The sequence below is a fragment of the Staphylococcus sp. HMSC069D12 genome (genome assembly GCF_001810405.1).
Classification (GTDB): Bacteria; Bacillota; Bacilli; order Staphylococcales; family Staphylococcaceae; genus Staphylococcus; species Staphylococcus haemolyticus.
Genome location: NZ_KV801096.1, coordinates 14,138 through 39,096, shown reverse-complemented (window position 1 = coordinate 39,096; position 24,959 = coordinate 14,138). Strand labels below are relative to the sequence as shown.

Annotated in this window: 23 protein-coding genes; 6 read left to right on the top strand and 17 right to left on the bottom strand. The window is 31.7% G+C overall.

What is annotated here, in order from left to right; all coding sequences use genetic code 11:
• Nucleotides 1–56: 56 nt before the first annotated feature.
• Together plsY and HMPREF2737_RS02050 are read left to right on the top strand one after the other, a co-directional pair.
• Nucleotides 57–665 carry a glycerol-3-phosphate 1-O-acyltransferase PlsY gene (gene plsY / locus HMPREF2737_RS02055; RefSeq protein ID WP_011275846.1) on the top strand — a complete coding sequence of 203 codons (609 nt, stop codon included), beginning with the start codon at nucleotides 57–59 and terminating at the stop codon, nucleotides 663–665.
• A 169-nt stretch (nucleotides 666–834) separates the two neighbouring features.
• On the top strand, nucleotides 835–1,134 hold the full coding sequence (locus HMPREF2737_RS02050) for a HesB/YadR/YfhF family protein (protein WP_011275847.1): 300 nt from the start codon (nucleotides 835–837) through the stop codon (nucleotides 1,132–1,134).
• Nucleotides 1,135–1,391: 257 nt separating this feature from the next.
• Here HMPREF2737_RS02050 and menI read toward each other — a convergent pair whose 3' ends face one another.
• From menI to HMPREF2737_RS02035, 3 genes are all read right to left on the bottom strand, one after another.
• Nucleotides 1,392–1,862 carry a 1,4-dihydroxy-2-naphthoyl-CoA hydrolase MenI gene (gene menI / locus HMPREF2737_RS02045; protein ID WP_011275848.1) on the bottom strand — a complete coding sequence of 157 codons (471 nt, stop codon included), beginning with the start codon at nucleotides 1,860–1,862 and terminating at the stop codon, nucleotides 1,392–1,394.
• 94 nt (nucleotides 1,863–1,956) lie between these two features.
• Nucleotides 1,957–4,662, bottom strand: a complete 2,706-nt coding sequence (gene acnA, locus HMPREF2737_RS02040) for an aconitate hydratase AcnA (RefSeq protein WP_037551347.1) — start codon at nucleotides 4,660–4,662, stop codon at nucleotides 1,957–1,959.
• Nucleotides 4,663–4,956: 294 nt separating this feature from the next.
• Nucleotides 4,957–6,594, bottom strand: a complete 1,638-nt coding sequence (locus HMPREF2737_RS02035) for a BCCT family transporter (RefSeq protein WP_037551346.1) — start codon at nucleotides 6,592–6,594, stop codon at nucleotides 4,957–4,959.
• Between the two features lie 189 nt (nucleotides 6,595–6,783).
• Between HMPREF2737_RS02035 and mscL the strand changes: the two genes are divergently transcribed.
• Nucleotides 6,784–7,137 (top strand): large conductance mechanosensitive channel protein MscL, encoded by a 354-nt coding sequence (gene mscL / locus HMPREF2737_RS02030; protein ID WP_033080045.1) that lies wholly within the window; start codon nucleotides 6,784–6,786, stop codon nucleotides 7,135–7,137.
• A 55-nt stretch (nucleotides 7,138–7,192) separates the two neighbouring features.
• On the opposite strand, the gene sbcC is transcribed toward mscL, so the two are convergent.
• From sbcC to sosA, 7 genes are all read right to left on the bottom strand, one after another.
• Entirely contained in the window at nucleotides 7,193–10,228 is a 3,036-nt protein-coding gene (gene sbcC, locus HMPREF2737_RS02025) for an exonuclease subunit SbcC (RefSeq protein ID WP_037551345.1), read from the bottom strand.
• 4 nt (nucleotides 10,229–10,232) lie between these two features.
• The gene (gene sbcD, locus HMPREF2737_RS02020) at nucleotides 10,233–11,357 is read right to left on the bottom strand and encodes an exonuclease subunit SbcD (RefSeq protein ID WP_037551344.1); all 1,125 of its coding nucleotides are present in this window, start codon (nucleotides 11,355–11,357) and stop codon (nucleotides 10,233–10,235) included.
• Between the two features lie 485 nt (nucleotides 11,358–11,842).
• Nucleotides 11,843–12,310, bottom strand: coding sequence for a CcdC family protein (locus HMPREF2737_RS02015; protein ID WP_033080043.1), 468 nt, complete (start codon nucleotides 12,308–12,310; stop codon nucleotides 11,843–11,845).
• A 158-nt stretch (nucleotides 12,311–12,468) separates the two neighbouring features.
• On the bottom strand, nucleotides 12,469–12,711 hold the full coding sequence (locus HMPREF2737_RS02010; RefSeq protein WP_011275855.1) for a YneF family protein: 243 nt from the start codon (nucleotides 12,709–12,711) through the stop codon (nucleotides 12,469–12,471).
• 220 nt (nucleotides 12,712–12,931) lie between these two features.
• Nucleotides 12,932–14,920: a transketolase gene (tkt, locus tag HMPREF2737_RS02005; protein WP_037551343.1), complete on the bottom strand. Its 1,989-nt coding sequence runs from the start codon at nucleotides 14,918–14,920 to the stop codon at nucleotides 12,932–12,934.
• A 103-nt stretch (nucleotides 14,921–15,023) separates the two neighbouring features.
• Nucleotides 15,024–15,257 carry a DUF896 domain-containing protein gene (locus HMPREF2737_RS02000; RefSeq protein ID WP_016931078.1) on the bottom strand — a complete coding sequence of 78 codons (234 nt, stop codon included), beginning with the start codon at nucleotides 15,255–15,257 and terminating at the stop codon, nucleotides 15,024–15,026.
• 123 nt (nucleotides 15,258–15,380) lie between these two features.
• Complete coding sequence (gene sosA, locus HMPREF2737_RS01995) at nucleotides 15,381–15,614, bottom strand: DNA damage-induced cell division inhibitor SosA (protein WP_033080041.1); 234 nt, start codon at nucleotides 15,612–15,614, stop codon at nucleotides 15,381–15,383.
• Between the two features lie 142 nt (nucleotides 15,615–15,756).
• Here sosA and lexA point away from each other — a divergent pair, with 142 nt between their 5' ends.
• Nucleotides 15,757–16,380, top strand: coding sequence for a transcriptional repressor LexA (lexA, locus tag HMPREF2737_RS01990; RefSeq protein WP_033080040.1), 624 nt, complete (start codon nucleotides 15,757–15,759; stop codon nucleotides 16,378–16,380).
• A 223-nt stretch (nucleotides 16,381–16,603) separates the two neighbouring features.
• Here lexA and HMPREF2737_RS01985 read toward each other — a convergent pair whose 3' ends face one another.
• From HMPREF2737_RS01985 to HMPREF2737_RS01965, 5 genes are all read right to left on the bottom strand, one after another.
• Nucleotides 16,604–17,629, bottom strand: coding sequence for a CAP domain-containing protein (locus tag HMPREF2737_RS01985; RefSeq protein ID WP_037551340.1), 1,026 nt, complete (start codon nucleotides 17,627–17,629; stop codon nucleotides 16,604–16,606).
• A gap of 14 nt (nucleotides 17,630–17,643) precedes the next feature.
• Nucleotides 17,644–18,621, bottom strand: a complete 978-nt coding sequence (guaC, locus tag HMPREF2737_RS01980; RefSeq protein WP_037551339.1) for a GMP reductase — start codon at nucleotides 18,619–18,621, stop codon at nucleotides 17,644–17,646.
• A gap of 146 nt (nucleotides 18,622–18,767) precedes the next feature.
• The gene (rpsN, locus tag HMPREF2737_RS01975) at nucleotides 18,768–19,037 is read right to left on the bottom strand and encodes a 30S ribosomal protein S14 (protein WP_011275862.1); all 270 of its coding nucleotides are present in this window, start codon (nucleotides 19,035–19,037) and stop codon (nucleotides 18,768–18,770) included.
• Between the two features lie 181 nt (nucleotides 19,038–19,218).
• Entirely contained in the window at nucleotides 19,219–19,368 is a 150-nt protein-coding gene (rpmG, locus tag HMPREF2737_RS01970) for a 50S ribosomal protein L33 (protein WP_001265708.1), read from the bottom strand.
• Between the two features lie 89 nt (nucleotides 19,369–19,457).
• The gene (locus HMPREF2737_RS01965) at nucleotides 19,458–20,972 is read right to left on the bottom strand and encodes a catalase (protein ID WP_037551337.1); all 1,515 of its coding nucleotides are present in this window, start codon (nucleotides 20,970–20,972) and stop codon (nucleotides 19,458–19,460) included.
• 217 nt (nucleotides 20,973–21,189) lie between these two features.
• Here HMPREF2737_RS01965 and HMPREF2737_RS01960 point away from each other — a divergent pair, with 217 nt between their 5' ends.
• Nucleotides 21,190–22,644: an amino acid permease gene (locus HMPREF2737_RS01960; RefSeq protein ID WP_037551336.1), complete on the top strand. Its 1,455-nt coding sequence runs from the start codon at nucleotides 21,190–21,192 to the stop codon at nucleotides 22,642–22,644.
• Between the two features lie 139 nt (nucleotides 22,645–22,783).
• On the top strand, nucleotides 22,784–23,098 hold the full coding sequence (locus tag HMPREF2737_RS01955; protein ID WP_011275865.1) for a hypothetical protein: 315 nt from the start codon (nucleotides 22,784–22,786) through the stop codon (nucleotides 23,096–23,098).
• A gap of 86 nt (nucleotides 23,099–23,184) precedes the next feature.
• On the opposite strand, the gene HMPREF2737_RS01950 is transcribed toward HMPREF2737_RS01955, so the two are convergent.
• Together HMPREF2737_RS01950 and thrB are read right to left on the bottom strand one after the other, a co-directional pair.
• Nucleotides 23,185–23,988 (bottom strand): Cof-type HAD-IIB family hydrolase, encoded by an 804-nt coding sequence (locus HMPREF2737_RS01950; protein ID WP_037551334.1) that lies wholly within the window; start codon nucleotides 23,986–23,988, stop codon nucleotides 23,185–23,187.
• 52 nt (nucleotides 23,989–24,040) lie between these two features.
• On the bottom strand, nucleotides 24,041–24,958 hold the full coding sequence (gene thrB / locus HMPREF2737_RS01945; protein ID WP_037551332.1) for a homoserine kinase: 918 nt from the start codon (nucleotides 24,956–24,958) through the stop codon (nucleotides 24,041–24,043).
• Nucleotide 24,959 lies beyond the last annotated feature (1 nt).

The window sequence follows — 24,959 nt, the reverse complement described above, 5'->3', positions numbered from 1 at the left end:
TATCTATTAGATTATGGTAAAATATAGCTACGTTATTAAAGGATGTGTAAAGTTATATGATGATAGTAGTCATGCTCATATTAAGCTATCTCATCGGTGCTATTCCTAATGGATATGTTATAGGAAAGCTGTTTTTCAAAAAAGATATTAGACAATATGGCAGTGGTAATACTGGCGCAACTAATAGTTTCCGAGTTCTAGGTAAACCAGCAGGATTTATTGTAACCTTTTTAGATATATTTAAAGGATTTATTACTGTGTTCTTTCCTATTTGGTTTCCAGTGCATGCAGATGGACCGCTTAGCACATTCTTCACACATGGGTTAATTGTAGGTTTATTCGCAATACTTGGCCATGTATATCCAATATATCTTAGATTTAAGGGTGGAAAAGCTGTAGCTACAAGTGCTGGTGTTGTCTTAGGCGTAAATCCTATCTTGCTACTTATATTGGCAATTATATTCTTTGGAGTATTATATATATTTAAATATGTTTCACTCTCAAGTATTATTGCAGCAATTTGTTGCGTTATTGGCTCTCTCATCATACAAGATTACATATTATTTGGTATGAGCTTACTCGTTTCCATAATTTTAATAGTAAGACATCGCACCAATATTGTAAGAATTTTTAAAGGCGAAGAGCCAAAAATAAAATGGATGTAAATCTAATACCGATAATAATGCGTTAAGCGTATCAATTCGCTTAATGCTTTTTTATATCTTCATTGAAACCTTATGGATTATCTCAAAATATGAATATGTTATAATTCTAAGAGTTCCATTTAAAAAATAAAATCCAAGTAATAGATAAATAAGGTAGGAGGATAATGTAATGAAAATTAAACTAACAGATCAAGCTGTAGAATGGTTTAAAGATGAACTAGACTTACCTGAAAATAACAAAGTTTTACAGTTTTACGTTCGCTATGGTGGTGAATTTCAACTTAAACAAGGTTTCAGTCCTGCCTTTCGCGTTGAACCAAGAGAAGATGTAGAAATTGGTTACGAAGAAAATTATAATGATTTGATATTAGTCGTTTCAGAAGAAGATCTATGGTATTTCGAGGACAATGAAGTCCTCGTTGAAAAAGTAGATCATGATGATGAAATTGCCTATTCTAAATTGAAGTAAGTCATAAAAACCGTTGAATTTAACTAAACATAAATATATTAAGATAAAAGAACTGAGAAGACGCTCCCATGTAGCATTTCTCAGTTTTTTTAATACATATTAGTGATAAATCTAAACGCATGAAATTACAATAAAAATTTTAAAGGTAAGGTAAATGATAGTCGGCCCCCGCATAGAGAATTTCGTTCTGAAATTCTTCAAGCAAAGCAAGCTGGGGTTAAGTTAATACATTCCTCTCCCTAAGTCTTGTATATCATCTATATTTCAAGGTCGCTTGATTGTGTCACTTCAAAATCTTTTCCATCTTGATTTAATTTATCTACATGACTATAAACCTTATGCCATTCTGGGAAGTAACGGTCTAATCTAATTGGTCGAAAATTACTTGATTTCATACAAATTAATTGAGTTGAACCAGTTGTGGCAAGTTCTCCATTCTCATTATATACTTCATAACAATAAACTGATTTAAGTCTTGAATATTGCTCAACCCATGTTTTGATTGTCACTTTTTCAGGATAAAAAATTGATTTTCTATATTTTATTTGAAGGTCTACAACTGGAGAAATGATGCCCTCTTTTTCCATATCTGCATAACTAAAACCCAACTTTCGGATATAATCTGTTCGTGCAACCTCAAACCATGTTGCATAATTACCATGATAAATCACACCCATTTTATCTGTTTCTTGATATCTAGCTTCAATTTCAGTCATACTGTATATCATTCTTAAGTACCTCTTTTCCAAAATCATTCATATTTCATATTAACATAAAAAAGCCATGCCAACATAAAGTCAGCATGGCTTTAAAGTTCATATATTATTGCGCTAATTTATTTCTTAGAACCATTTGTAAAATACCACCATGACGATAGTAATCTAATTCAACTAGTGAATCAAATCGTACAATTGCTTCAAAATCAACGACTTCACCATTTTCTTTTTTAGCATGTACTTTCACAGTATCACGTGGACTTACTGTTTCGTCAATATCAACAGAGATAGATTCTTTTCCATCTAATCCTAATGATTCTGCTGATTCACCATCTTTAAATTGTAATGGTAAAACACCCATCATAACTAAGTTAGAACGGTGAATACGTTCATAGCTTTGAGCGATAACAGTTTTCACACCTAATAAGTTTGTACCTTTTGCAGCCCAGTCACGAGAAGAACCCATACCGTAGTCGTTTCCTGCTAAAACAGCTAAACCAGTACCGTCTTCTTTATATTTCATCGCTGCATCATATATAGGCATTACTTCATCTGTAGGCCAGTAAGTAGTGAATCCACCTTCAGTACCTGGCGCTAATTGGTTTTTAATACGAATATTAGCAAATGTACCTCTTACCATTACTTCATGGTTACCACGTCGAGAACCATAAGAGTTAAAGTTTCTAATAGGTACATCATGATCTAATAAATATTTACCAGCTGGTGTGTCTTTACCGATTGCACCGGCTGGAGAAATATGGTCAGTCGTAACAGAATCGCCAAATTTACCCATAACTCTTAAATCTTTAAGTGGTTCAATTGTACCAGGCTCTTTTGATAAACCTTGGAAGAATGATGGATTTTGGATATATGTTGAATTAGGATCAAAGTCATATAATGGTGCATCTGTTACATCAATTTTATTCCACATTTCATTGTTATTATACACGTTTTTATACTCTTCTAAGAATAGTTCAGGTGTTACAACACTATCTACAGTATCTGCAACCTCTTGAATTGTTGGCCAGATATCGTTTAAGTAAACATCTTGACCGTCTTTACCTTTTCCAATTGGCTCATTTTGTAAATCAATATCAACTGTACCAGCTAATGCATAAGCTACTACTAATTGAGGAGAAGCTAAATAGTTTGCTTTAACTAATGGATGGATACGACCTTCAAAGTTACGGTTACCAGATAATACTGATGTAACTAGTAAATCTTCTTCAGCCACTGCTTTTTCGATTTCAGGTAATAATGGACCAGAGTTACCAATACATGTTGTACAGCCGTAACCAACTAAGTTAAATCCTAAATCATCTAAATATTCTTGAAGACCTGAATCTCTTAAGTATCCAGTTACAACTTTTGAGCCTGGTGCTAATGAAGTTTTAACAAATTCAGGAACTTTAAGACCTTTTTCAACGGCTTTTTTAGCAACTAATCCTGCACCTAACATAACATATGGGTTAGATGTATTTGTACATGATGTGATTGCTGCGATAGCAATATCACCTGTTTTCATTGTTGCAGTTGAACCATCAGCAAAATTGATATTTGCTTTTTTATCAAATTCACTTTTATCTAGTCCATGTCCTTGGTTACCAGCAGGTGCTGTAACAGATTTTTCAAATTCTTTCTTCATATCACTTAAGAAAATTAAATCTTGTGGACGTTTTGGACCTGATAATGAAGCTTCAACAGTAGATAAATCTAAGTCGATGACATCCGTATATTCAGGGTCTTCTTTATCTACAGTGAAGAACATATTATTTTGTTCTAAATAAGCTTTAACTAATTCAACATGCTCTTCTTTACGTCCAGTTAATCTCATATATTTAAGAGATTCTTCATCAACTGGGAAGAAACCACAAGTTGCACCATATTCAGGCGCCATGTTAGCGATTGTTGCACGATCCGCTAGTGGTAAGTCAGTTACACCAGGACCGAAGAATTCAACAAATTTGCCAACTACACCTTTTTTACGTAGTTCTTGAGTTACACGTAATGCTAAATCAGTAGCTGTTGAACCTTGTGGTAATGAATTAGTTAATCGAACACCAATTACTTCAGGGATTGGGAAGTAAGAAGGTTGTCCTAGCATACCCGCTTCAGCTTCAATACCACCAACACCCCAACCTAGTACACCAATACCATTGATCATTGTAGTATGAGAATCAGTTCCTACAAGTGTGTCAGGAAATGCCGTCTGTTCTCCATCAACATCACGAACGTGTACAACATTTGCAAGATATTCTAAGTTTACTTGGTGAACAATACCAGTTGCAGGGGGAACAGCATTATAGTTATCAAATGCTTTAGTCGCCCAATTTAAAAATTGATAACGCTCATAATTACGTTCGAATTCTAATTTCATATTTCTTTCTAATGCATCTGGATTAGCATAGCTATCAACTTGAACAGAGTGGTCAATGACTAAGTCAACTGGCACTTCTGGGTTGATTTTATTAATATCCCCACCAACATCGTTCATTGCTTTACGTAATGATGCTAAATCAACAACTGCAGGAACACCTGTGAAGTCTTGCAGAATAACACGAGATGGTTTGAAAGGTACTTCACCTTCATTTCCTTCATTGCCAAAGTTACCCAACGCTTTAATATGTTCATCAGTAATGACAAATTCATCTTCTTGTCTTAATACTGATTCTAATAAAACACGAATTGAGTAAGGTAATTTACTTATTTTTGTTAAACCTTGTTCTTCTAAACTTTTTAAATCATAGTACGTATATGACTGGCCATTTGCTTCAAATGTCTTTTTAGCTTGTTGCTTAATGTTAGAAGTCATTTATATATCCCCCTTGAATATTAAAATTCATATTTATATGCCTTTAAATAAATTGTATAATTATATGTTTTTCAAAACAACTGTATATACCTACATTTCACGTGATTTAGCTTTCGCATTTATAATCAGTATATATAAGTTATTCTTATCATATGCACTTACCACTATAAGTAAATATTATTAATTGAGAATGATTTTCATTAATATATAATATGGTCTCTTTAAAATTCAAAAAAACCCTCAAGTACTTATAAAAGCACTTAAGGGCAATAATGTTATTATGATGACTTCATATTATTTTTCAGCGTTTCTTCTTGATTCACGCTTTTCTAAAATATCAGATTCATAATCTTGTTGTTGATATTTAACATAATCTTGAAGTCTATGTTTGTTTGGTTGAAGTGTTAATCCCAAGAATTTACGTTCTTGGTTTGCATCTTTATAGAAACTAATCATCATCATTATAACTACAAAGGAGAATGGGAACGCACTTATAATTGCCGCACTTTGAATAGCATTTAATGCGTCAGCACCGTTTCCGCCACCTGCTAGTAATAAGATGAATGCGATTAATGATTGAGAAACACCCCATGTTACTTTTACAGCACTAGAAGGTTCAAGAGAACCAAATGTTGTTTGCATACCCAACACAAATGTAGCTGAATCGGCAGATGTGATAAAGAATGAAGCAATTAGTACTAATGCTATAAATGATAATGCTATTCCTAATGGAACGTGGTGGAATACACCGAACAACTGAGTTTCAGGTGTCATTTTAAATAATTCAGGGTGTTTTTTACCTGTTTCGATACCTAACACACCAAATACACTGAACCATAAGAAACTTACGATTGCTGGTACTAGTAAAACACCTGAGATAAATTCACGAATTGAACGTCCTTTAGACACACGTGCAATAAATACACCTACGAATGGACTCCAACTTAACCACCAACCCCAATAATAAAGGGTCCATGAAGACATCCATTCACGTTTTTGACCATTTAAAGCTGCAGTGTCAAAACTGTTGAATAAGAATGTATTTAATAAGCTACCAGTTGAACTAGTAAACATATTTAAAATAAGTACAGTAGGTCCAACAATTAAAGCAATAATCATTAAAACAGTACCTAAACCAATATTTAAGTTACTTAAATATTGAATGCCTTTACTTAAACCAGACCATGCACTAGCAATAAATAATATTGTAACTACGACAATTATAATAGATTGAACCAATACATTATTTGGAACACCAAATAAGTAATGAAGTCCACCATTAATTTGTAACGCACCCATACCAAGTGAAACGGCTACACCTACAACAGTCGCAAATACTGAAAGAACGTCAATAATTGTTCCTATAGGTCCTTCCACTTTGTCACCTAAAATAGGGCGTAGTGTACGTGAAATTAAACCTGGTTCATTTTTTCTAAATTGTGCGTAAGCTAAAGCTAATGCAACTACACCATATACAGCCCAAGCATGGAATCCCCAGTGGAAAAATGTAGAACGTAATGCTTCTGTATATGCTTCAGTAGTTTTAGGATCAGCATTAGGTGGTGAGGCAAAATCTGCCATAGGTTCAGCTGCACCGTAGAACACTAAACCTATTCCCATACCGGCACTAAATAACATCGCAAACCATGAAACAGTATTAAATTCAGGTTTATCATTAGGTTTACCTAGTTTAAGTTTACCGATTGGACTAAAAATTAAAAAGATACAAAAGAACACTATTACAGTAGTCAAAATCAAGTAATACCAGCCAAGCTTTTCAGTAATCCAACTACTGATGTCGCCTGTAATTTTACCAAATTGCTCAGGTAAAAATGCACCGATTAATACAACAATGGCTACTACGATAGCACTGTAAATAAAAACCGATGAAAACTTCTTGTTTTGTTTTGTTTCTTCAGAAGAAGAATTCATAATTTACTTACTCCTTTCCCATATTAAATTTAAAAATTAGTTTGAAATAACTATTGAAGTAATTTAAAACGATATATTAAAGGATAACAAAGCCTTTATACAATATCAAATTTCTTTTAAATTAAACATTTACTAAAATTTTTATATGTTGTATAATATATTTTATTCTTATGTGAGGGGTATTGAATTATGTTTAAAGAATTTAAAGAGTTTGCTCTTAAAGGTAACGTGCTAGATTTAGCAATCGCTGTAGTTATGGGTGCAGCATTCAATAAAATTGTTACATCATTAGTTACATACATTATCATGCCATTAATTGGTAAAATTTTCGGTTCTGTTGATTTTGCTAAAGATTGGGAATTCTGGGGAATTAAATATGGCCTATTTATTCAATCAATTATTGATTTTATAATTGTAGCAATCGCACTATTTATATTTGTTAAAATCGCAAATACTTTAGTGAAGAAAGAAGAGCCTGAAGAAGAAATCGAAGAAAATACTGTTTTATTAACAGAAATCCGCGATTTGTTAAGAGCTAAATAATCATAATTTAAGACCGTATGGCAATATTGTATTAATTTTGCCATACGGTCTTTTTTTAGTTCCACTTAAATCGAGTTTGACTTTGATATTGATTCGATGTTACCTCAAGTATTAATGGAATGCGTTGTTTAAGTTCACTAACGTGAGATATGATACCAACCATCCTGCCTGAAGTTTTTAATTTAACCAAAGTATCTAGAGCAGTTTCTAATGTTTCTTGATCTAACGTACCAAAGCCTTCATCTATAAACATCGACTCAAGGGTAATACCACCAGATTCTTGTTGAACCACTTCACTCAATCCTAGCGCTAAAGCTAGAGATGCTTGGAACGTTTCACCACCTGATAATGAACTAATATGTCTAGATTTATTTGAATGAAAATCAAACACTTCAATTTCTAAACCACTATAACCATGAGATATAGATTCTCTTCTTTTTAGCTGATATCTTTCCCCACTCATACGTTCTAAACGAATATTTGCTTGATGGATGATTCGTTCTAAGTAATAAACAAGCACATAGTTTTCAAGCGTCAATTTTTTACTATTTTTTCCTGATAGTACCTCTGATAATTCAAAGATTTCTTGTTGTTCTTTTAATTCTTTCTCTAAATAATTTATATGATCCATTATACTATTAAATTTGTCTTTATTTTTCTGTACTTGATATTGAATTGTAGCACTCGCTTCAACGTACTTATTATAGTTGGATTCAATTTCAGTTTTTGTAGCTTCCAATTTTTCAACCAATTCAGGTTTATTGTCTTTTGTAAGTTGAGATAGTCGTTCAATCTCTAAAGTAAGTTTTTGATGATCATGCTCATATTGCTGAATTTTCATTTCAATTTGCTCTTTGTTGTCTAACTTAGATAATAAAATTTCAACATCTTTGTATGAATTTAGTCCAATTCGCTTCATTTCTTGATTAATTTCATCGCTATGACCACTAATTTCTTGTTCAAGTTCTTTAATAACTAATTGATTATTGTTTAAATTATTTGTTTCGATTTCAATTTGTTGTTTTGTTTGATTTATTTCTTTCTCTAATACTTCGTTCTTAGATACATAATCAGTTACTATTTGTTCATATTGCTTAAAGCACTGTTCAAATTTATTAGTTTCATCATAATTAGTGTAGCTTTTAAATTCTTTTATTAGTGTTTCCAATTGATGCTTCAATGATAAAAGTTTTTCATGCTTAATTTGTAAGCTATGATTAATATCTTTATGCTTATCTAGTTCACTTTTAAACTTTTCACATTGCTTAATTTGAATTTGTAGTTTTTCTTTTTCCTTATTTTTAGTTCTTAATTGTTGTTCTATTTCGTCTATATCACTAATTTCATCATCATTTATTTCTAACTCACTCATTTGATTACTAATATAATCAGAAGTGGTTTCAAGTTTAGTTAACTCATTTATTTTTTTATTTAACTGATTATTAACTTCTTTTATTAAATTTTGATTCTTAGCAATTTCATCAAAATTAATATGTTCATTGAGAGACTCAATTTTATTACCACATATAGGACATGTATCTCCAACATGAAGTGCATTTTGAATTTCTTGAACAAATGTTTGTTTATCATTTAAATCAATATTTGACTTGTCTATATTTTCTAATTGAAGTTTTAAATCTGAAATTTGTTCTTTAGTCTTTTTAATACTTTTCTCTGTTTTGTTGTATTTTTGACTTAAAGATTGGTATTTTTCCTTGTTTTCTCTCAAAGTCACTTTTTTATCAAAAGTGTTTTTTAATTGGAATATCTCCTGGGTTATTTCGTCAACATTCTCGTTATTTACATCTATTTTAGCTATATCATTATTTAATTTATCAATTAAATTCTTATTTTCTTCTTGCTTTTGATTATTCTCTTTTAAGTATGTTTCATTTTGTTTAATTTCGTTAAAAGCTTCACGATACTTATTTATGTTTGTATAAAACTGTTTAGTTTTATCAATATATATAGACTTAATGTTAATATCTTCTGATTGTACATTTAAAATTTCTTTTTCTTTCTTAAATTTCTCTAATTTATCATTAAGTTCATGTAACTCTTCAATAATAGAATTTAGCTTAACCTTAGTATTTTCATATTTTTGTTCTTTTGCGTTTCTTTGATTATATAATTGACTCAAGGGTTTAATTTCCATAATTTTACGTAATTCAGCTTTTAATTTTTCAATACTAACTTTGTTTTTTTCTAGTTGCACTTTCTTATTTTTATTTCGATCAAGTTCTTTAAGCGATTCTATTAATTTATTGTTTTCTTCAATTTTTCTTTTAATAGCTTCAAGCGCATCATGGTGTTCAGATTTTAATTGTTCATATTTTTCATTTAAGTGTTGACCTACTTGTTCGAACTGAGGTATTGCATTAATAATGTCTTTGGTTTGCATACTATTCAAAGATTTAAATTGAATTAATTCATCATTCTCAAATGTTTCAATATCTTCCCAAAGTATTTGAATCTGACTATAACGTGATTCTATTTGCTTCTTCTCGTCTTTAACTTGATTTAACAATAAATTTTGCATCTCTTCAAAACGGATACTATTGAATAATGTTCTTAAAATACTTTGTTTATCAGAACTATTAGATACTAAAAATTTCTTAAATTCTCCTTGAGGTAATATGAATAATTGTCTGAATTGTTCAGCGTTGATACCTAACAAATCTTTGATAAAACCATTACCAGAGCTGATTTTACTCTCTCGTAGTTCGTAAAGCTGACTTTCTTCATCAAATTCAAAAACATCAAGTTTACCAGGTGTTAAAGAAGTATTCCCCTCTTTAATAAATCCAGCCTGTCTAGATATTTTAAATTTTTTATCGTTAATTTTAAATTCATATTCTACACTCATCGGAGATTTACCATCAGCAAAATGACTTCGTAATTCTCCCTCATTTCTACCTTCTGTAGAAGCCTTACCAAATAGAGCATAAACAATGCCATCAAATAACATAGTTTTTCCCGAACCAGTTTTTCCACTAATTAAAAATAACTGTTCATTATTTATTTGTTCAAAATCAATAACTTCATGTATGAAAGGTCCAAAATTATTAAGTATTAATTTAGTTGGTCTCAATTATTTAATCCTCCCTATTGATAACTTGATTTAATAATTGAAGTATTTTCTTCTCTTGATAGTTTGTTAAATCTTCATCTGTAATTGTTTTGTAGAAATTTTTAATTATTGTAGGATCATCTGTAGTTTTAAAATCTGCGTACGTTGATTTATTATGATTTTCAAAAGTGATATTACTAAGCGAAAGTGTATTTGGGTATATCTGTTTAAGGTGGATGATAGGGTCCGTGACATGAGACATATTTTTAAGTTTGAAGTGAAAATAATTGTCCTTATTTTTCACAGGAACGTCACCTTGTATAACAGACGAGTAGTCACCTTCAATTTGCTCTAACTCTCTTAAAGGTTTTAATTGTACAAACTTAGTATTTATGTCATTTTTTGAACTAATCATTAATTTTTTGTATCCTTTGGCCTGGTTCACTTCAGAAAATGAGTATTGTAATAACGAACCACTGTAATCAACAATATTATCTGTAATACTAAAAGGATGATGAAGATGTCCTAATAGTACTTTGTCAAAAATTTGGAAGTTAGCGCTTTCTACACTTTCAACGGATCCAATTGTAAGTGGCCTTTCAGATTCTGATGTTTTACCACCTTTTATGGTTAAATGGCCAATTAAAATATTAATTTGATTAGGGTCTATAATCTTCGAAATGTGGTTAATACATTTTTGAGTTGCTTGCTCATATGTCTTGATATCATCATCATTAAAGTAAGCCTTAATTTCACTAATAGTGGCAAAAGGAAGTGTGTAAAAGTTAATATTATTAATAGTTATAGGTGTAGACATTAATTCTAGTTGCGTTCTAATATATAATTGTGAAAACTCAAACCATGTTGACCCATAATTTAATCTTTCTCTACCATCATGATTTCCATTGGTTATAATTGTAGGAATTTTCATATTTACATTTATAGTTTTAATCGTTTCTTCAAAAAGTCTAATGGTCTCCTTACTAGGATAAGACGTATCGTATATATCACCCGAAATAACCAGAACATCTGGTTTCTCTTCCTTCAAATTATCAATAAATTTGTTCAATATGTAATGTTGATCTTCTAAAAATTGCTTACCATTTAAAATCTTACCTAAATGCCAATCAGCAGTGTGAATAACCTTCATAATGACCTCCCTTTAGAACGTTTGTTCGTATATATTATATCTTGAATCACACTATTGTTCAAACTAAAAAAGATAGAACAATGATTAATTTAAATTCATTGTCCCACCTATGTTATTGAGCAGCTATTAATAACCCCAACTTGCATTACTTGTTAGAATTTCTTATTTTGAAATCCTCTTTGTTGGGGCCCCAACCCCAACTTGCTTTACTTGTAGAATTTCTTTTTTTTGAAATTCTCTTTGTTGGGGCCCCAACCCCAACTTGCATTACTTGTAGAATTTCTTATTTTGAAATTCTCTTTGTTGGGGCCCCGCTCAGCCCGGCAAGGTTGAATCGAATTAAAAAAGCTTGTTACAAGTGTATTTTTAATTCATTCAACTACTTCCAATATGTAATTATAGCCTGAGATATTAATTTATGTCCCAGGCTCTACTAAAATTTTCAAAGTAATTTAAAATACATCATTTTTTAAATCATTATTCAATTATTTGACAGTTGACCTTTTCAACTTTTTATATTTATATAACATTGCTAATCTCCAAGGAACAATCATGCTAAACGCAAGTAAGAAGAACATGCCGCCAATTTCACCAGGATCAATTTTACTACTGATAAATATTTTAATTAAAGTGCGTATAATTAATAAGGAAATTAAAATGATTGGAAATGCTTTTGAGCGCTTCATATAAATTTCAGTACCGTGTACCTCAAAGTGACTTGTCCATATAAGAACAGTTGAGAATAAGACACCTAGAATAATCGACTCTAAAATTTCAGTACCAGTCAATCTAAAGTACGGAATCACATACATCAACGCGCCTGTAGCCATGAAAAATGGTGGTAATATAATTTTCTTTTCATTAACAGGAAAGTTTTGAGCTTTCATTCGAATAAAAATTACTACTATACCCATAAATAAAGCAAATACAACAGAAAAAATTAAATACGCCAACATTACACCTTCTTATATATTCATAAACTCTTACTCTTTATTACTCATTGTATGTTATTTACATTATTAAATATTTTTCTTTTTTAATAACACTAAAGTTGTTTTACTACAAAAATAAAGGATTGTAAACCTTAAAGGTACTACAATCCATTTAAAAATTATTTTTTTGAACTTTTCATGTTTTGATCCATGTTTTTATTCATCATTGTCATCATTTGATTGATTTTCTTTTGCGATGGTTTTTGACCCATTTGCATCATCATCATTCGTAACATTTCTTCATTAATAGGTGGGTTTTTTTTCAAATAATCCATCATATATTTACGTGCTAAAAAGAAACCACCAACTAGTCCACCGATAAGCGCTACAATGATTAATAAAATTGCTAACCATGTTGCCATTGTTTCACCCACTTTCTATATCCTACTGAATTTTACTAAATTACTATTCTATTTTCAAGAGCTAGTTAGTAATTCTGCATCCATCTGTTATCATAACAAATACTTAAACAAATGTAATACTTATTTTTAGTTAACTTAAAAATTATTTTGTATTGCTCATTCAAATTAAAGAAGACTTTCCAATGAAAGCCTTCTCAGTTCTCTAATTTCTTATCTAATATTAAAATGTGCGAATTTGATTTAATACATTTTCTTTAGTGAAACCATATTTTTCTACGACTAAGTCGCCAGGTGCACTTGCACCAAATTGGTCAATACCTATCACTTTACCTTCAGTGCCTACATATTTGTGCCAACCTAATGGAGATGCCATTTCAATTGCAACACGTTTAGTAATTTCTTTAGGAATTACAGACTCTTTATATTCTTCTGATTGTTGTTCAAAAGCAAACCAGTTAGGCATTGATACTACTCGTACACCTTTACCTTGTTTATCTAAATCTTTAGCTACTTCAATTGCTAAGCTAACTTCTGAACCAGTAGCAAGTAATAGATACTCAGGTTTAGTTTCAGTTTCGAAAACCACATAAGCACCTTTACGAACACCTTGTTCAACTGTCTCTTCATCTACATCTAAATATGGTAAATTTTGACGAGTTAATACTAAAGAAGTTGGTGTTTGTTCTGATTCAAGAGCTACTTCCCATGCTACTCTTGTTTCATTTCCATCAGCTGGACGAATGACATTCATATTTGGTATTGATCTTAAGCCCGCTAATTGTTCAATTGGCTCATGAGTAGGTCCATCTTCACCTACAGCGATTGAATCATGTGTGAAGATAAATGTTGAATTTAATCCCATGATAGCTGATAAACGCAACGCTGGTTTTAAGTAGTCACTAAATACAAAGAATGTTGCACCATAAGGGTGTAGTCCACCGTGTGCTGCCATACCATTTACAGCTGCCCCCATTGCGAACTCACGTACACCAAACCATATATTTTTACCTTCAGGTGTATTTCTATCATAATCAGTCGCTTCTTTAACGTTAGATTTGTTAGAACCAGCTAAGTCAGCAGAACCACCAAAGAATGACGGAACTGATTTACTTAATGCTTGAATTACTTCACCTGAATCAGCACGTGTTGCTGCATTATGATCGCTATCAAAGCGTGGTAACTCATCTCTATAGTTTTTAGGTAGTTTACCACTAATAGCTAATTTAAATTCATCTGCTAATTCTGGATATTGTTTAGAATAATTTTCTAGTAATGCTTTCCATGCATCTTCATGCTCATTTGCACGTTTTAACATAGTTGTTTGGAAAATTTCATATACTTCTTCTGGCACATTGAAACGTTTTTCAGGGTCTAAACCATATGCTTCAAAAGTTAATTTTCTCTCATCTGAACCTAGTGGTGCACCATGAACACCATTAGTACCACTCACGTTTGGAGCACCATAACCGATAATTGTTTTAACTTCAATCATGGTTGGACCATTTTGAGATTTGGCTTTAGTTATTGCTTTATCGATAGCGTCTAAATCATTACCATCTTTTACTAATATGTGATTCCAACCGTAACTTTCAAATCGTTTCTTAACATCTTCAGAGAAGGCTTTATTTAATTCGCCATCTAATGAAATATCGTTTGAATCATATAAAACAATTAGCTTATCTAATTGGTTATGGCCAGCAAATGAAGCAGCTTCATGAGAAATACCTTCCATTAAATCACCATCAGAAGCTAGCACATAAGTATAATGGTCAACAATATTGAAATCATCTTTATTAAATTTACCTGCTAAATGGTCTTCAGCTAAAGCCATACCTACAGACATAGCAAAGCCTTGTCCAAGTGGGCCAGTAGTAACTTCAACACCATCAGTATGTCTGAATTCTGGATGTCCAGGTGTTTTAGAACCCCATTGTCTAAATTGCTTCAATTCTTCTAATTCAAGACTGCCCGAAACATGTAACAAGCTGTATAATAGCGCAGAGCCATGTCCAGCCGACAATACAAAACGGTCTCTATTAAAATAGTCTTTAGATTGAGGATTAAAATTTAAGTGGCGTGTCCATAAGGTATAAGCCATTGGTGCAGCTCCCATAGGTAATCCAGGGTGACCTGAATTAGCTTCTTCGATTGCATCAATACTTAAAGCTCTAATCGTATCAATCGCTAGTTGATCTTTCTCGTTAAACATCTTTAATACTTCCCTTCGACTTTAATCATCTTTCGTATATTATAACTTAAAAATATTGAAATTGATAATTGTTTAAACTCAACGAACTATAATCTAATATTTATTAATTTTTATTTTGTTCTTGTATCTTTTTTAATTTTTCAGGTGTCACATCATTACCTTCAGGATCTATCACCTTTGTACTCTCAATTTGTTGTTTAAACCCTTTTCTAAATGCTTCGAGGTATTTTTTACGTAATTTCGATTGCTCTTTAGCTTCAGCTTCAGTTAAACCTTGTTCCTTTTTCTTTTTAGCAAGCTCATTAATTCTATCTATATTTAAATTATCATTAGACATAACTATCACTCTTTCTATATTCCCATTAATATTTTCTCTTTTACTTCATAGAATATAACAAAAAAGAGGTCTAGACAAAAGCTATTAACATTTAAATAGCTTTGACAGACCTCAAATTTATAATTATCTTACAAACGCGAACACTTTGTAGTCATTTTGTTCCCCATTTGTAGTATTTACGTTCTTATTGTCATCTTTAATAATTGCCTTTTTAGAAATAGTATGGTCAGTTATTTCGTACGTTTGTTCCATTTGAGCGTTATGATATAAATTCATGAAAAATACTATAAAAACAACACAAGATATTGATACAACAGCTATATTAGTTAATAATTTATTTTTATATTTATTAAACATTACTTTCACCTCTAGAACATTTGTTTGTATACATACTTTATCAGAACACCTGTTCTTAGTCAACATAAAAACGAACAAATGTTTGTTCAATATTTAAATCAGTGCTATAATATAGTTAAATAAAATAAGGGAGTGCCTATATATGAGAGAATTAACTAAACGTCAAAGTGAAATATACGATTATATTAAACATGTAGTACAAACTAAAGGATATCCACCAAGCGTACGAGAAATTGGTGAAGCAGTAGGGTTAGCGTCAAGTTCAACTGTTCATGGTCATTTATCTAGACTAGAAGAAAAAGGATATATTAAACGAGACCCTACGAAACCGAGAGCCATTGAAATTGTTAGCGAACAAACTAACGATGCAGTTAATATGGAGGAAACAATTTATGTTCCTGTAATTGGTAAAGTTACTGCCGGAATTCCGATTACTGCAGTTGAAAATATTGAGGAATATTTCCCTTTACCAGAACACTTAACATCAACTCACAATAGTGATATCTTTATTTTAAATGTCGTGGGTGAAAGTATGATTGAGGCAGGTATTTTAGATGGAGATAAAGTTATAGTTAGAAGCCAAACCATTGCTGAAAATGGGGACATCATTGTTGCGATGACTGAAGATGATGAAGCAACAGTTAAACGCTTCTATAAAGAAAAAACACGTTATAGATTACAACCTGAAAATAGTACAATGAATCCTATTTATCTTGATAACGTTACTGTTATCGGTAAAGTTATTGGTTTGTACAGAGAACTGTAGTTTTAATTTCTAAAATTTACGTTAACCTCTCTCTTATATATTTCTATATACAAAGAACTAGCAAAGTCTACAATGTAAACTTTGCTAGTTCTTTTGTTTTTCATTTTTATTTAAAATTTCTTTAACCTTATCTAGAATATCTAGTTTACTAACATCTTTAGTTGTCATAATATCAACTTCCTTATCAACTAAAAGATACCCTTAATAAGTCGCATTAAAACACTTAACCCGTATAATTTTCTGTCCAATATGGTTGTCGTTTGTCATTAAAATCAACGCCTACGCCTAGCGTACTGAAATTTGTATTCAATATATTTTTTCTATGACCAAGTGAATTCATTAAGCCCTCATGAGCAAATATACTATTTTGTTGCCCATACGCTAAATTTTCAGCTGCCGCATTGAAATCAATGTCATCATCTTTTAATCGATCAAAAGGAGATTCACCATCTAAATTGTTATGATCAAAGTAATTTTGTTTTACCATGTCTTCACTATGATTTCTTGCTGTATTGGACACATTTTTCGAGTAACTAAGTGTATTCAACCCATGCTGTTTACGCTCAGAATTAACTAAATCATAATTTTGATATTCAAAGCTTTGTTCTAATGTTGAAGATGGTGCACCGTAATGTTGAGTCAACCTTTTTTCCATGGCGTCACTAACTTGAAGTAATGCAGTAACTCCATTGTCATTATGTTTATCATAAAAAACAGTTGTATAAATATTATCTTCATGGAAAACATCATACTCATCGCTAGTTATATCAACACGGTATCTACCTTTAACAATTTCCTTTAAAGGTTTACCAAGTCTATCCTCAACAACATTTTTAGGGGTGTTATATTTCACCTTAGATTTAGATGTAATGACATTTTGATTACTATATAAAGCATTGACTTTATTTCCTAAATAGCTAACCATTATGAAATTATCGTAATCATTATTGTAATAGGTATACCATTTAGTGCCATATTCATTAGATGTTACTCTTTTAGGTTTCCCCAATTGATTTTCAACTTTGTCTTTAGACATATTCATCTGAATATTATTAATAGCAAAGTCCTGTTTTGTAGGTGTTTTGAGCGAATTGCTTTTTAAACTCGAATCTTGATTCATAACTTGCTGAACTTTACTTCTTACGTCATTCTGAAATTTTACTAGTGCTTGATTTTCCTTTAATGGTATGAATAAAGCTACAACTAATAACACCAAAGAAAATAAAAGAAATTTTTTAATAACATACACCTACCACTCAAGTTTTAATCCTTATCCCCATTAAAAATTGAATTTCGCACTATAACATAATCGACAGTAGTTAATGATTTTAAATCTTTTCCACCTGCATATGAAATCGAGCTTTGTAAGTCTTGTTGCATTTCAACTAAAGTATCTTTTAATGATCCTTTATGTTCAACAAACATTTTTTTACCTTCAACATTCTTGTGTTCACCTTTTTGGAATTCAGATGCACTACCAAAATACTCTTTATAACGTTTGCCGTCTAATTCAACAGTTTCACCTGGTGATTCTTCATGAGCCGCAAATAGAGATCCTATCATTACCATGCTTGCACCAAATCGAATTGATTTAGCAATATCGCCATGTGTTCTTAAGCCACCATCAGCGATTATAGGTTTACGCGCTGCTTTACTACAAATATTTAATGCTGCTAATTGCCAACCACCAGTGCCAAAACCAGTTTTTATTTTTGTGATACAAACTCTACCTGGTCCAATACCAACTTTAGTTGCATCTGCACCTGCGTTTTCAAGTTCTCTAACACCTTCTGGCGTACCAACATTTCCAGCAATTACAAATGTTTTTGGAATATATTTTTTTATGTGTTTAATCATTTTAATAACTGAATCTGAATGACCATGTGCTATATCAATCGTAATATATTCAGGAACTAATTGTTTGTCAGCTAATTCTTCAATAAACTTAAATTCATTTGCTTTAACACCTACAGAAACAGAAGCAAACAATCCGTCTTTTTGCATGTTTTGAATAAATGGAATACGAGCTGCTTCGTCAAATCGATGCATAATATAAAAATAATCATTTTTAGCGAACCAATGCGCTAGTTCTTCACTCATAACAGTTTGCATATTCGCTGGCACAACAGGTAACTTAAACGTTTTAGGTCCAAATTGAACAGTTGTATCACATTCCGAACGACTTTCAACTATACATTTATTTGGAATTAATTGAATATCTTCATAATCAAAAATTTTCATACTTTTTAGCCCCTATACAATCATATTTATTAAGTAAAAACGAACGTTTAGTATATTAAATATAAAAATCATTCATTTTCTCACCCTTATATACTTTACAATTTTTTAATTGTCTTGTAAATGGACTAAAGTACTAGATTTGTATTTTACCAACTTGATTTTTTAACGCCCGGGATTTGTCCTTTGTGTGCATGTTCTCTAAAAGCAATTCTAGACATTTCAAATTTTCTTAATACACCTCTTGGACGTCCTGTTACTTTACATCTTCGAGTTAAACGCGTTGGTGAAGAATCACGTGGCAACTTACGTAATGCTTCATAATCTCCTTTAGCTTTTAATTCTTTGCGTAATTCATAATATTGATTAACTAATTTTTCTCTTTTCATTTCTTTAGCAATTTTAGATTTTTTTGCCATATATATCACTCCTGTTATTTTTAAATCGTAATAATTACGTTTTATATAATAACACATGATTTTAAATTTACAAGACTGATGACTTAATTTCATTTAAATAATTAAAAAACCGAAGTATAAGATTATTATACTTCGGCAAGTTCTTACTTTATCTTTAATGTCGTATTTAAAAGATAAGAGATTATTTAGTTTCACGGTGTAGCGTGTATTTATTTAATCTTGGGCAATATTTTTTCATTTCAATACGCTCAGGATTATTACGTTTATTTTTAGTAGTAATATAATTACGATCGCCACATTCTGTGCAAGCTAATGTTACATTAACGCGCATAATTAACATCCTTTCTCATTTAACTAGGAATACTTACGATTTAAAATTTTACCATATTAAAATGCTCTACGCAATCTAATTTTTTAGTGCTATTTAAAATTCTCGTAAGTTTCGTCGTTAGTACCTTCTAAATCAACATCATTAATATCGATTTCTAATGCTTTGGCAACACCTTTACCATATTCTGGATCAGCTTTATAACAATGACGAATGTGTCTATGTTTAACGTCTTCACTCACACCATCCATCGCATTTGCTGTGTTAGTAAAGATTCTTTCTTTGGCATCATCAGATTGTAAACGGAATAATTTACCAGGTTGTTCAAAGTAATTATCATCATCTTGTCTTTGATTGTACTCATAACCGTCTCCATCTACTGGGAATGCTGGTTTTTTATATTCAGGTTGTGATTGGTAAACACCTTTATTATTTGGATAATAATGAGGTCCACCACCTTGATTTCCATCAAGGAATCTCATTTGACCATCACGACTGAATGGACACATATTTTCAATGCCAACACCTTTAGGTTGGTTAACAGGGATTTGCCAATGATTGACACCTAATCTATAACGTTGCGCATCACCATATGAGAATAGACGTCCTTGTAACATTTTATCTGGTGAGAAGTCTAGACCAGGAATAATGTTTGTTGGAGCGAAAGCAGCTTGTTCAACATCCATGAAATAATTCTCTGGGTTTCTATTTAGCTCAAATTCACCCACTTCAATTAATGGGTAATCACCTTTATACCAAACTTTAGTTAAATCAAACGGATTATCTGGATGATTTTTAGCTTGCTCCTCAGTCATAACTTGGATATACATTTTCCATTTTGGATAATTGCCATTTTCAATTGCATCGTATAGGTCACGTTGTGATGATTCTCTATCTTGACCTACAATTTCAGCCGCTTCATCATCTGTGTAGTTTTCGATGCCCTGTTGAGTTCTAAAATGATATTTAACCCAAACACGTTCACCCTCGTCATTGTACATAGAATACGTATGTGAACCGAAGCCATGCATATGACGGAAATCTTTTGGCATACCTCTATCTGACATTAAAATTGTAACTTGGTGAAGTGCCTCTGGTACGCCAGTCCAGAAATCCCAGTTATTTTGAGGACTTCTCATATTAGTACGTGGGTCTCTTTTAACAGCACGGTTTAAACTAACAAACAACTTAGGATCTCTAAAGAAGAACACGGGTGTGTTGTTACCTACTAAGTCCCAGTTACCTTCTTCTGTATAGAATTTAAGTGCAAATCCACGGATATCTCTCTCTAAGTCAGCTGCCCCACGTTCACCGGCAACTGTTGAAAATCGTGCAAACATTTCTGTTTGTTTACCTACTTCTGAAAAAATTTTAGCATTTGTATATTTCGTAATATCATTTGTTACTGTAAATGTACCAAATGCACCTGAACCTTTAGCGTGCATACGACGTTCAGGAATTACTTCACGATCAAAATGAGACATTTGTTCTAAAAAGTATACATCTTGCATTAATAATGGACCTCTCGGACCAGCTGTCATACTATTTTCTCTATCTGAAACAGGGTGCCCAAACAAACCAGTTAATCTTTTATCATCTTTCGCCATAGATAATTCTCCTTCCACTTATTTATAATTATTATAATTTAGAATCTACTATAATTAAAGCCATAACCCCTATAATTAAAGTATTTTTTTAAAAAAACCTGCAAAGTGTCAGAAAATTTAAAATTTTCAAGCTAAATTGTTTAAAAGTTATTGAATACTGTCCCCAAAAAGATTAAAATGGTTTGTATATTTAAATTTTAGAATTAGGAGACATCATATGGAAGATAACAATATGAAAAGAGGTCTTAACTCAAGACACATATCTATGATTGCTATAGGTGGCGCAATTGGTACAGGGCTCTTTGTAGCAACAGGTAGTGTTGTTGCTCAAGCTGGTCCTGGGGGCGCTATATTAGCCTATTTATTAATTGGCATAATGCTTTACTTTTTAATGTCTTCAATTGGAGAGTTGGCAACATTTTATCCAGTTTCAGGATCATTCAGTTCATACGCAACGCGATTTGTAGACCCTTCTCTAGGTTTTACAATGGGATGGTTATATTACATTATGTGGACACTAGTTTCCAGTGTAGATGTTATGGTTGCTTCAAACGTATTGTATTATTGGGATGTATTTAAATTCTTTAGTCCACTTACTTGGAGTTTAATCTTTATCACTATTGTATTTTTATTAAACATCTTCACGGTTAAAGCTTTTGGAGAAACTGAATTTTGGTTATCACTAATTAAGGTTGTAACTATTATTATATTTATTATTGTTGGTTTCTTGATGATCTTCGGTATATTAGGTGGCCATTCTTATGGCTTTGAAAATTATACTAAAGGTGAGGCACCATTCGTGGGTGGTTTATCTGGTTTCTTAGGTGTTTTACTCGTTGCAGGATTCTCAGTTGGCGGTACTGAAGTTGTAGCAGTGACTGCTGGAGAATCTGATAATCCAGAAAAAACAATGCCTAAAGCTGTTAAACAAGTTTTTTGGAGAATTTTATTATTCTATGTATTATCAATTGGTGTTATTGCAGCTATCATTCCTTATACTGACCCATTATTGTTAAATGAGAATGAATCTGTTACACAAAGTCCTTTCACAATTGTATTTGATAGAATTGGTGTTGCTTTTGCCGCTTCTGTTATTAACGCTGTTATATTGACATCATTATTATCTGCGACAAACTCAGGTGTTTATACTACTAGTAGAATGTTGTTCTCTTTAAGTGATGAAAAACAGGCACCTAAATTCTTAAGTAAGCTAAACGATAAATCTAAATTACCTTTAAGAGCATTAGTTACAACATATATTCTGATTGTAGCGATTATTATAATTGCTAATTTTTATTCAAATGCTGTTTTTAGTTTGTTAAATATTATTGGTTCATTGGTAATCATTGTTTGGGCAGCTAGTTCATGGGCACAAGTAAGATTGCGTAAAGCCATTAAACGTCAAGGTCAAGATATCAATCAACTTTTACCTTATAAATCACCATTGTACCCTCTTGGACCAATTTTAGTATTTGCAACTTTAATTTTCTTATACTTTGGTAATTCAATTGGAGATTTATTCGATGGTAATATAGGTAAATTTTTCGTTAACATTTTACCTATCATTATTTTAGGGCTCATTTTCTTAGCTCATAAATTAATAAGAAAAACGAAGTTCGTTAAATTAAATGATATGGATATCACACCACATCATTATCATAAAAATAATTAAATAATTAAATGCGAGCACTGAAAGTATAGTAAATCCTTTTTAGTGACTCGCATTTTTGGTTTCAACATATTGATATTTTCGAAAAAACAGTTATCTAGTATAATAGTAGTAAAGATAATGACTTAGAGGTGAAAGCAAGATGGTTGGTCAAACAAACTTATTTGATGATGTCATTAAGAGTGAAGAACGTTTCGTTATAGTTGTACAATCTCTAGAAGAAAAAAATGGTCAATTACTAAAACGTACATTAAGAGAGTACCCTAGTCTTGAACATGACCAAATGGAAAATTTATTTACACATTTAAAAGATGTATTTAGTACTGAACCTTTCAGTGAAAACCAGTCTGCATTTACAATTACAGTGTATACAAATTTAGATTATGCTGCTGATCAAGTTTACGCTTATGTAAAACGTTCAAAAGGGAAGCACGAATGGACACATACTGCTAAATAATAAAAAGGCATGAGGTCGAATGAATCATTCATCATGGTAATTATGATGAAATAAACAACATTCGTATTCTCATGCCTTATTTTGTATTACAAAAGTGTTTTTAAAGCTGCGGGAATACCATTAGAATCGTTATCTAACGTTATTTTGTCTGCAATAGCCTTCAGTTCCTCATTTGCATTTCCCATCGCGATAGCACAACCCACTACTTCAAACATTGATTGATCATTTAAACTATCACCAAAACAAATCACTTCAGATAATGATACATTTAATTTTTCACATAATGCTTTAATCGCATTACCTTTTGAAACATCCTTTGCCATAAATTCTAAAAAGAATGGTTTACTTGTTGTTACAACGATTTCTGAATTAAAACTTCCATGCATATCATCACGTACTTTAGCAATATTTGTTGCATAATCAACTCCCATTGCTTTTGGAACGCTATCGTTAATATAAGCTTTAATATCATCTACACGTTTCATAGGTAGCCCAGTAAGTTTTGATTCAATATCTCGATATTCATGATCACCATCATGGATAATATATCCATCTTGATATGTCAAGATTAAAAAGTTATGTTCACGACAAAAATCCACAATAAGGTCAAAATTCTTCTTAGATACACTTTGACTCACTTCTACTTCTTCTGTTGCTACTTTGATCGTTTTACCGCCGTTGTAACTGATGATATAACTATCATGGATATCTAATTGTAATTCTTTTGCAATTGGTAGCATACCTTCAGTTGGTCTTCCTGAAGCTAACACTACTTTATAGCCTTGATTTTGAATATCTATCAAGTAATTTTTAGTTTCTTTACTTACTTTATTCTCACTATTAATTAAAGTATCGTCCATGTCCATAACGATCATTTTATAATTACTCATATCTGAAGTGTACTCCTTTCGAAATTTACTCGTTTATATTTTACAATAAATTTTATGAAGGATACACAATTTCTTCAACAACGCCAATTTCATTGATTGTTGCTAATTCTGAATGACATGTTGTAACGGCTTGTCTTAACGCTCTAACTAATTGACCACTCTTCTCCTTAGGACTCATTGTTAATATGGTAGGCCCTGCACCGCTAATTACTGTCGCATATGCACCATATTGTTGAGCTATAGTTTTAACCTCTTTAAATTCAGATATTAAATGTTGGCGATATGGCTCGTGGAAGCCATCCTGTGACATCATTTTCCCAGCAAGTTCATAATTATGTTGAATTAATGCACACAGCATCGTATTACTTATTGCACTACTTTCAACCGCGCACTTATGAGAAAATTGATCAGGTAAAACGTTACGAGAATCTTCAGTCTTTAATTCATATGGAGGTATAGTTAGAATTATATCAACATCAGGCACATCAATATGTGCTACATTCGTTTCTTTTGTATCTGGATTATAGAAGCCTGCTAATAAGCCACCATAAATTGTAGGTGCAACATTATCTGGATGACCTTCTATTTCTGTAGCTAATTGAAGTAATTCATATTTAGAAAGCTGAATATTGCCAAAATAATTTGCAATGTATAAAGCGCCTACCAATGCAGACGCCGATGAACCTAAACCTCTAGCTAATGGTATATCACTTCGCATTTCAACACTTAAACTAGGTAATTCTACATTATATTTAGATGCAACCTGCTGGGCCACTTTAAAAACATAATTGTCTTTGTTCTTAGGAAGTGAATCTAATTCGGAGTTTAAATATGTAAATTCCCATTTTTCCCCTTCAATTCGTTTCACATAAAGATGTAAATATTTATCTAAAGCCATACCTATCGAGTCGAAACCAACGCCTAAATTAGCAGTAGACGCTGGTATCTTTAAGTGCAACCGTTCAGTCATT

Bases quoted from the DNA above. Each gene is read 5' to 3' on its own strand.
- plsY (WP_011275846.1), top strand. From the start codon at position 57: ATGATGATAGTAGTCATGCTCATATTAAGCTATCTCATCGGTGCTATT.
- HMPREF2737_RS02050 (WP_011275847.1), top strand. From the start codon at position 835: ATGAAAATTAAACTAACAGATCAAGCTGTAGAATGGTTTAAAGATGAA.
- menI (WP_011275848.1), bottom strand. From the start codon at position 1,862: ATGATATACAGTATGACTGAAATTGAAGCTAGATATCAAGAAACAGAT.
- acnA (WP_037551347.1), bottom strand. From the start codon at position 4,662: ATGACTTCTAACATTAAGCAACAAGCTAAAAAGACATTTGAAGCAAAT.
- HMPREF2737_RS02035 (WP_037551346.1), bottom strand. From the start codon at position 6,594: ATGAATTCTTCTTCTGAAGAAACAAAACAAAACAAGAAGTTTTCATCG.
- mscL (WP_033080045.1), top strand. From the start codon at position 6,784: ATGTTTAAAGAATTTAAAGAGTTTGCTCTTAAAGGTAACGTGCTAGAT.
- sbcD (WP_037551344.1), bottom strand. From the start codon at position 11,357: ATGAAGGTTATTCACACTGCTGATTGGCATTTAGGTAAGATTTTAAAT.
- HMPREF2737_RS02010 (WP_011275855.1), bottom strand. From the start codon at position 12,711: ATGGCAACATGGTTAGCAATTTTATTAATCATTGTAGCGCTTATCGGT.
- tkt (WP_037551343.1), bottom strand. From the start codon at position 14,920: ATGTTTAACGAGAAAGATCAACTAGCGATTGATACGATTAGAGCTTTA.
- HMPREF2737_RS02000 (WP_016931078.1), bottom strand. From the start codon at position 15,257: ATGTCTAATGATAATTTAAATATAGATAGAATTAATGAGCTTGCTAAA.
- sosA (WP_033080041.1), bottom strand. From the start codon at position 15,614: ATGTTTAATAAATATAAAAATAAATTATTAACTAATATAGCTGTTGTA.
- lexA (WP_033080040.1), top strand. From the start codon at position 15,757: ATGAGAGAATTAACTAAACGTCAAAGTGAAATATACGATTATATTAAA.
- guaC (WP_037551339.1), bottom strand. From the start codon at position 18,621: ATGAAAATTTTTGATTATGAAGATATTCAATTAATTCCAAATAAATGT.
- rpsN (WP_011275862.1), bottom strand. From the start codon at position 19,037: ATGGCAAAAAAATCTAAAATTGCTAAAGAAATGAAAAGAGAAAAATTA.
- rpmG (WP_001265708.1), bottom strand. From the start codon at position 19,368: ATGCGCGTTAATGTAACATTAGCTTGCACAGAATGTGGCGATCGTAAT.
- HMPREF2737_RS01965 (WP_037551337.1), bottom strand. From the start codon at position 20,972: ATGGCGAAAGATGATAAAAGATTAACTGGTTTGTTTGGGCACCCTGTT.
- HMPREF2737_RS01960 (WP_037551336.1), top strand. From the start codon at position 21,190: ATGGAAGATAACAATATGAAAAGAGGTCTTAACTCAAGACACATATCT.
- HMPREF2737_RS01955 (WP_011275865.1), top strand. From the start codon at position 22,784: ATGGTTGGTCAAACAAACTTATTTGATGATGTCATTAAGAGTGAAGAA.
- HMPREF2737_RS01950 (WP_037551334.1), bottom strand. From the start codon at position 23,988: ATGAGTAATTATAAAATGATCGTTATGGACATGGACGATACTTTAATT.
- thrB (WP_037551332.1), bottom strand. From the start codon at position 24,958: ATGACTGAACGGTTGCACTTAAAGATACCAGCGTCTACTGCTAATTTA.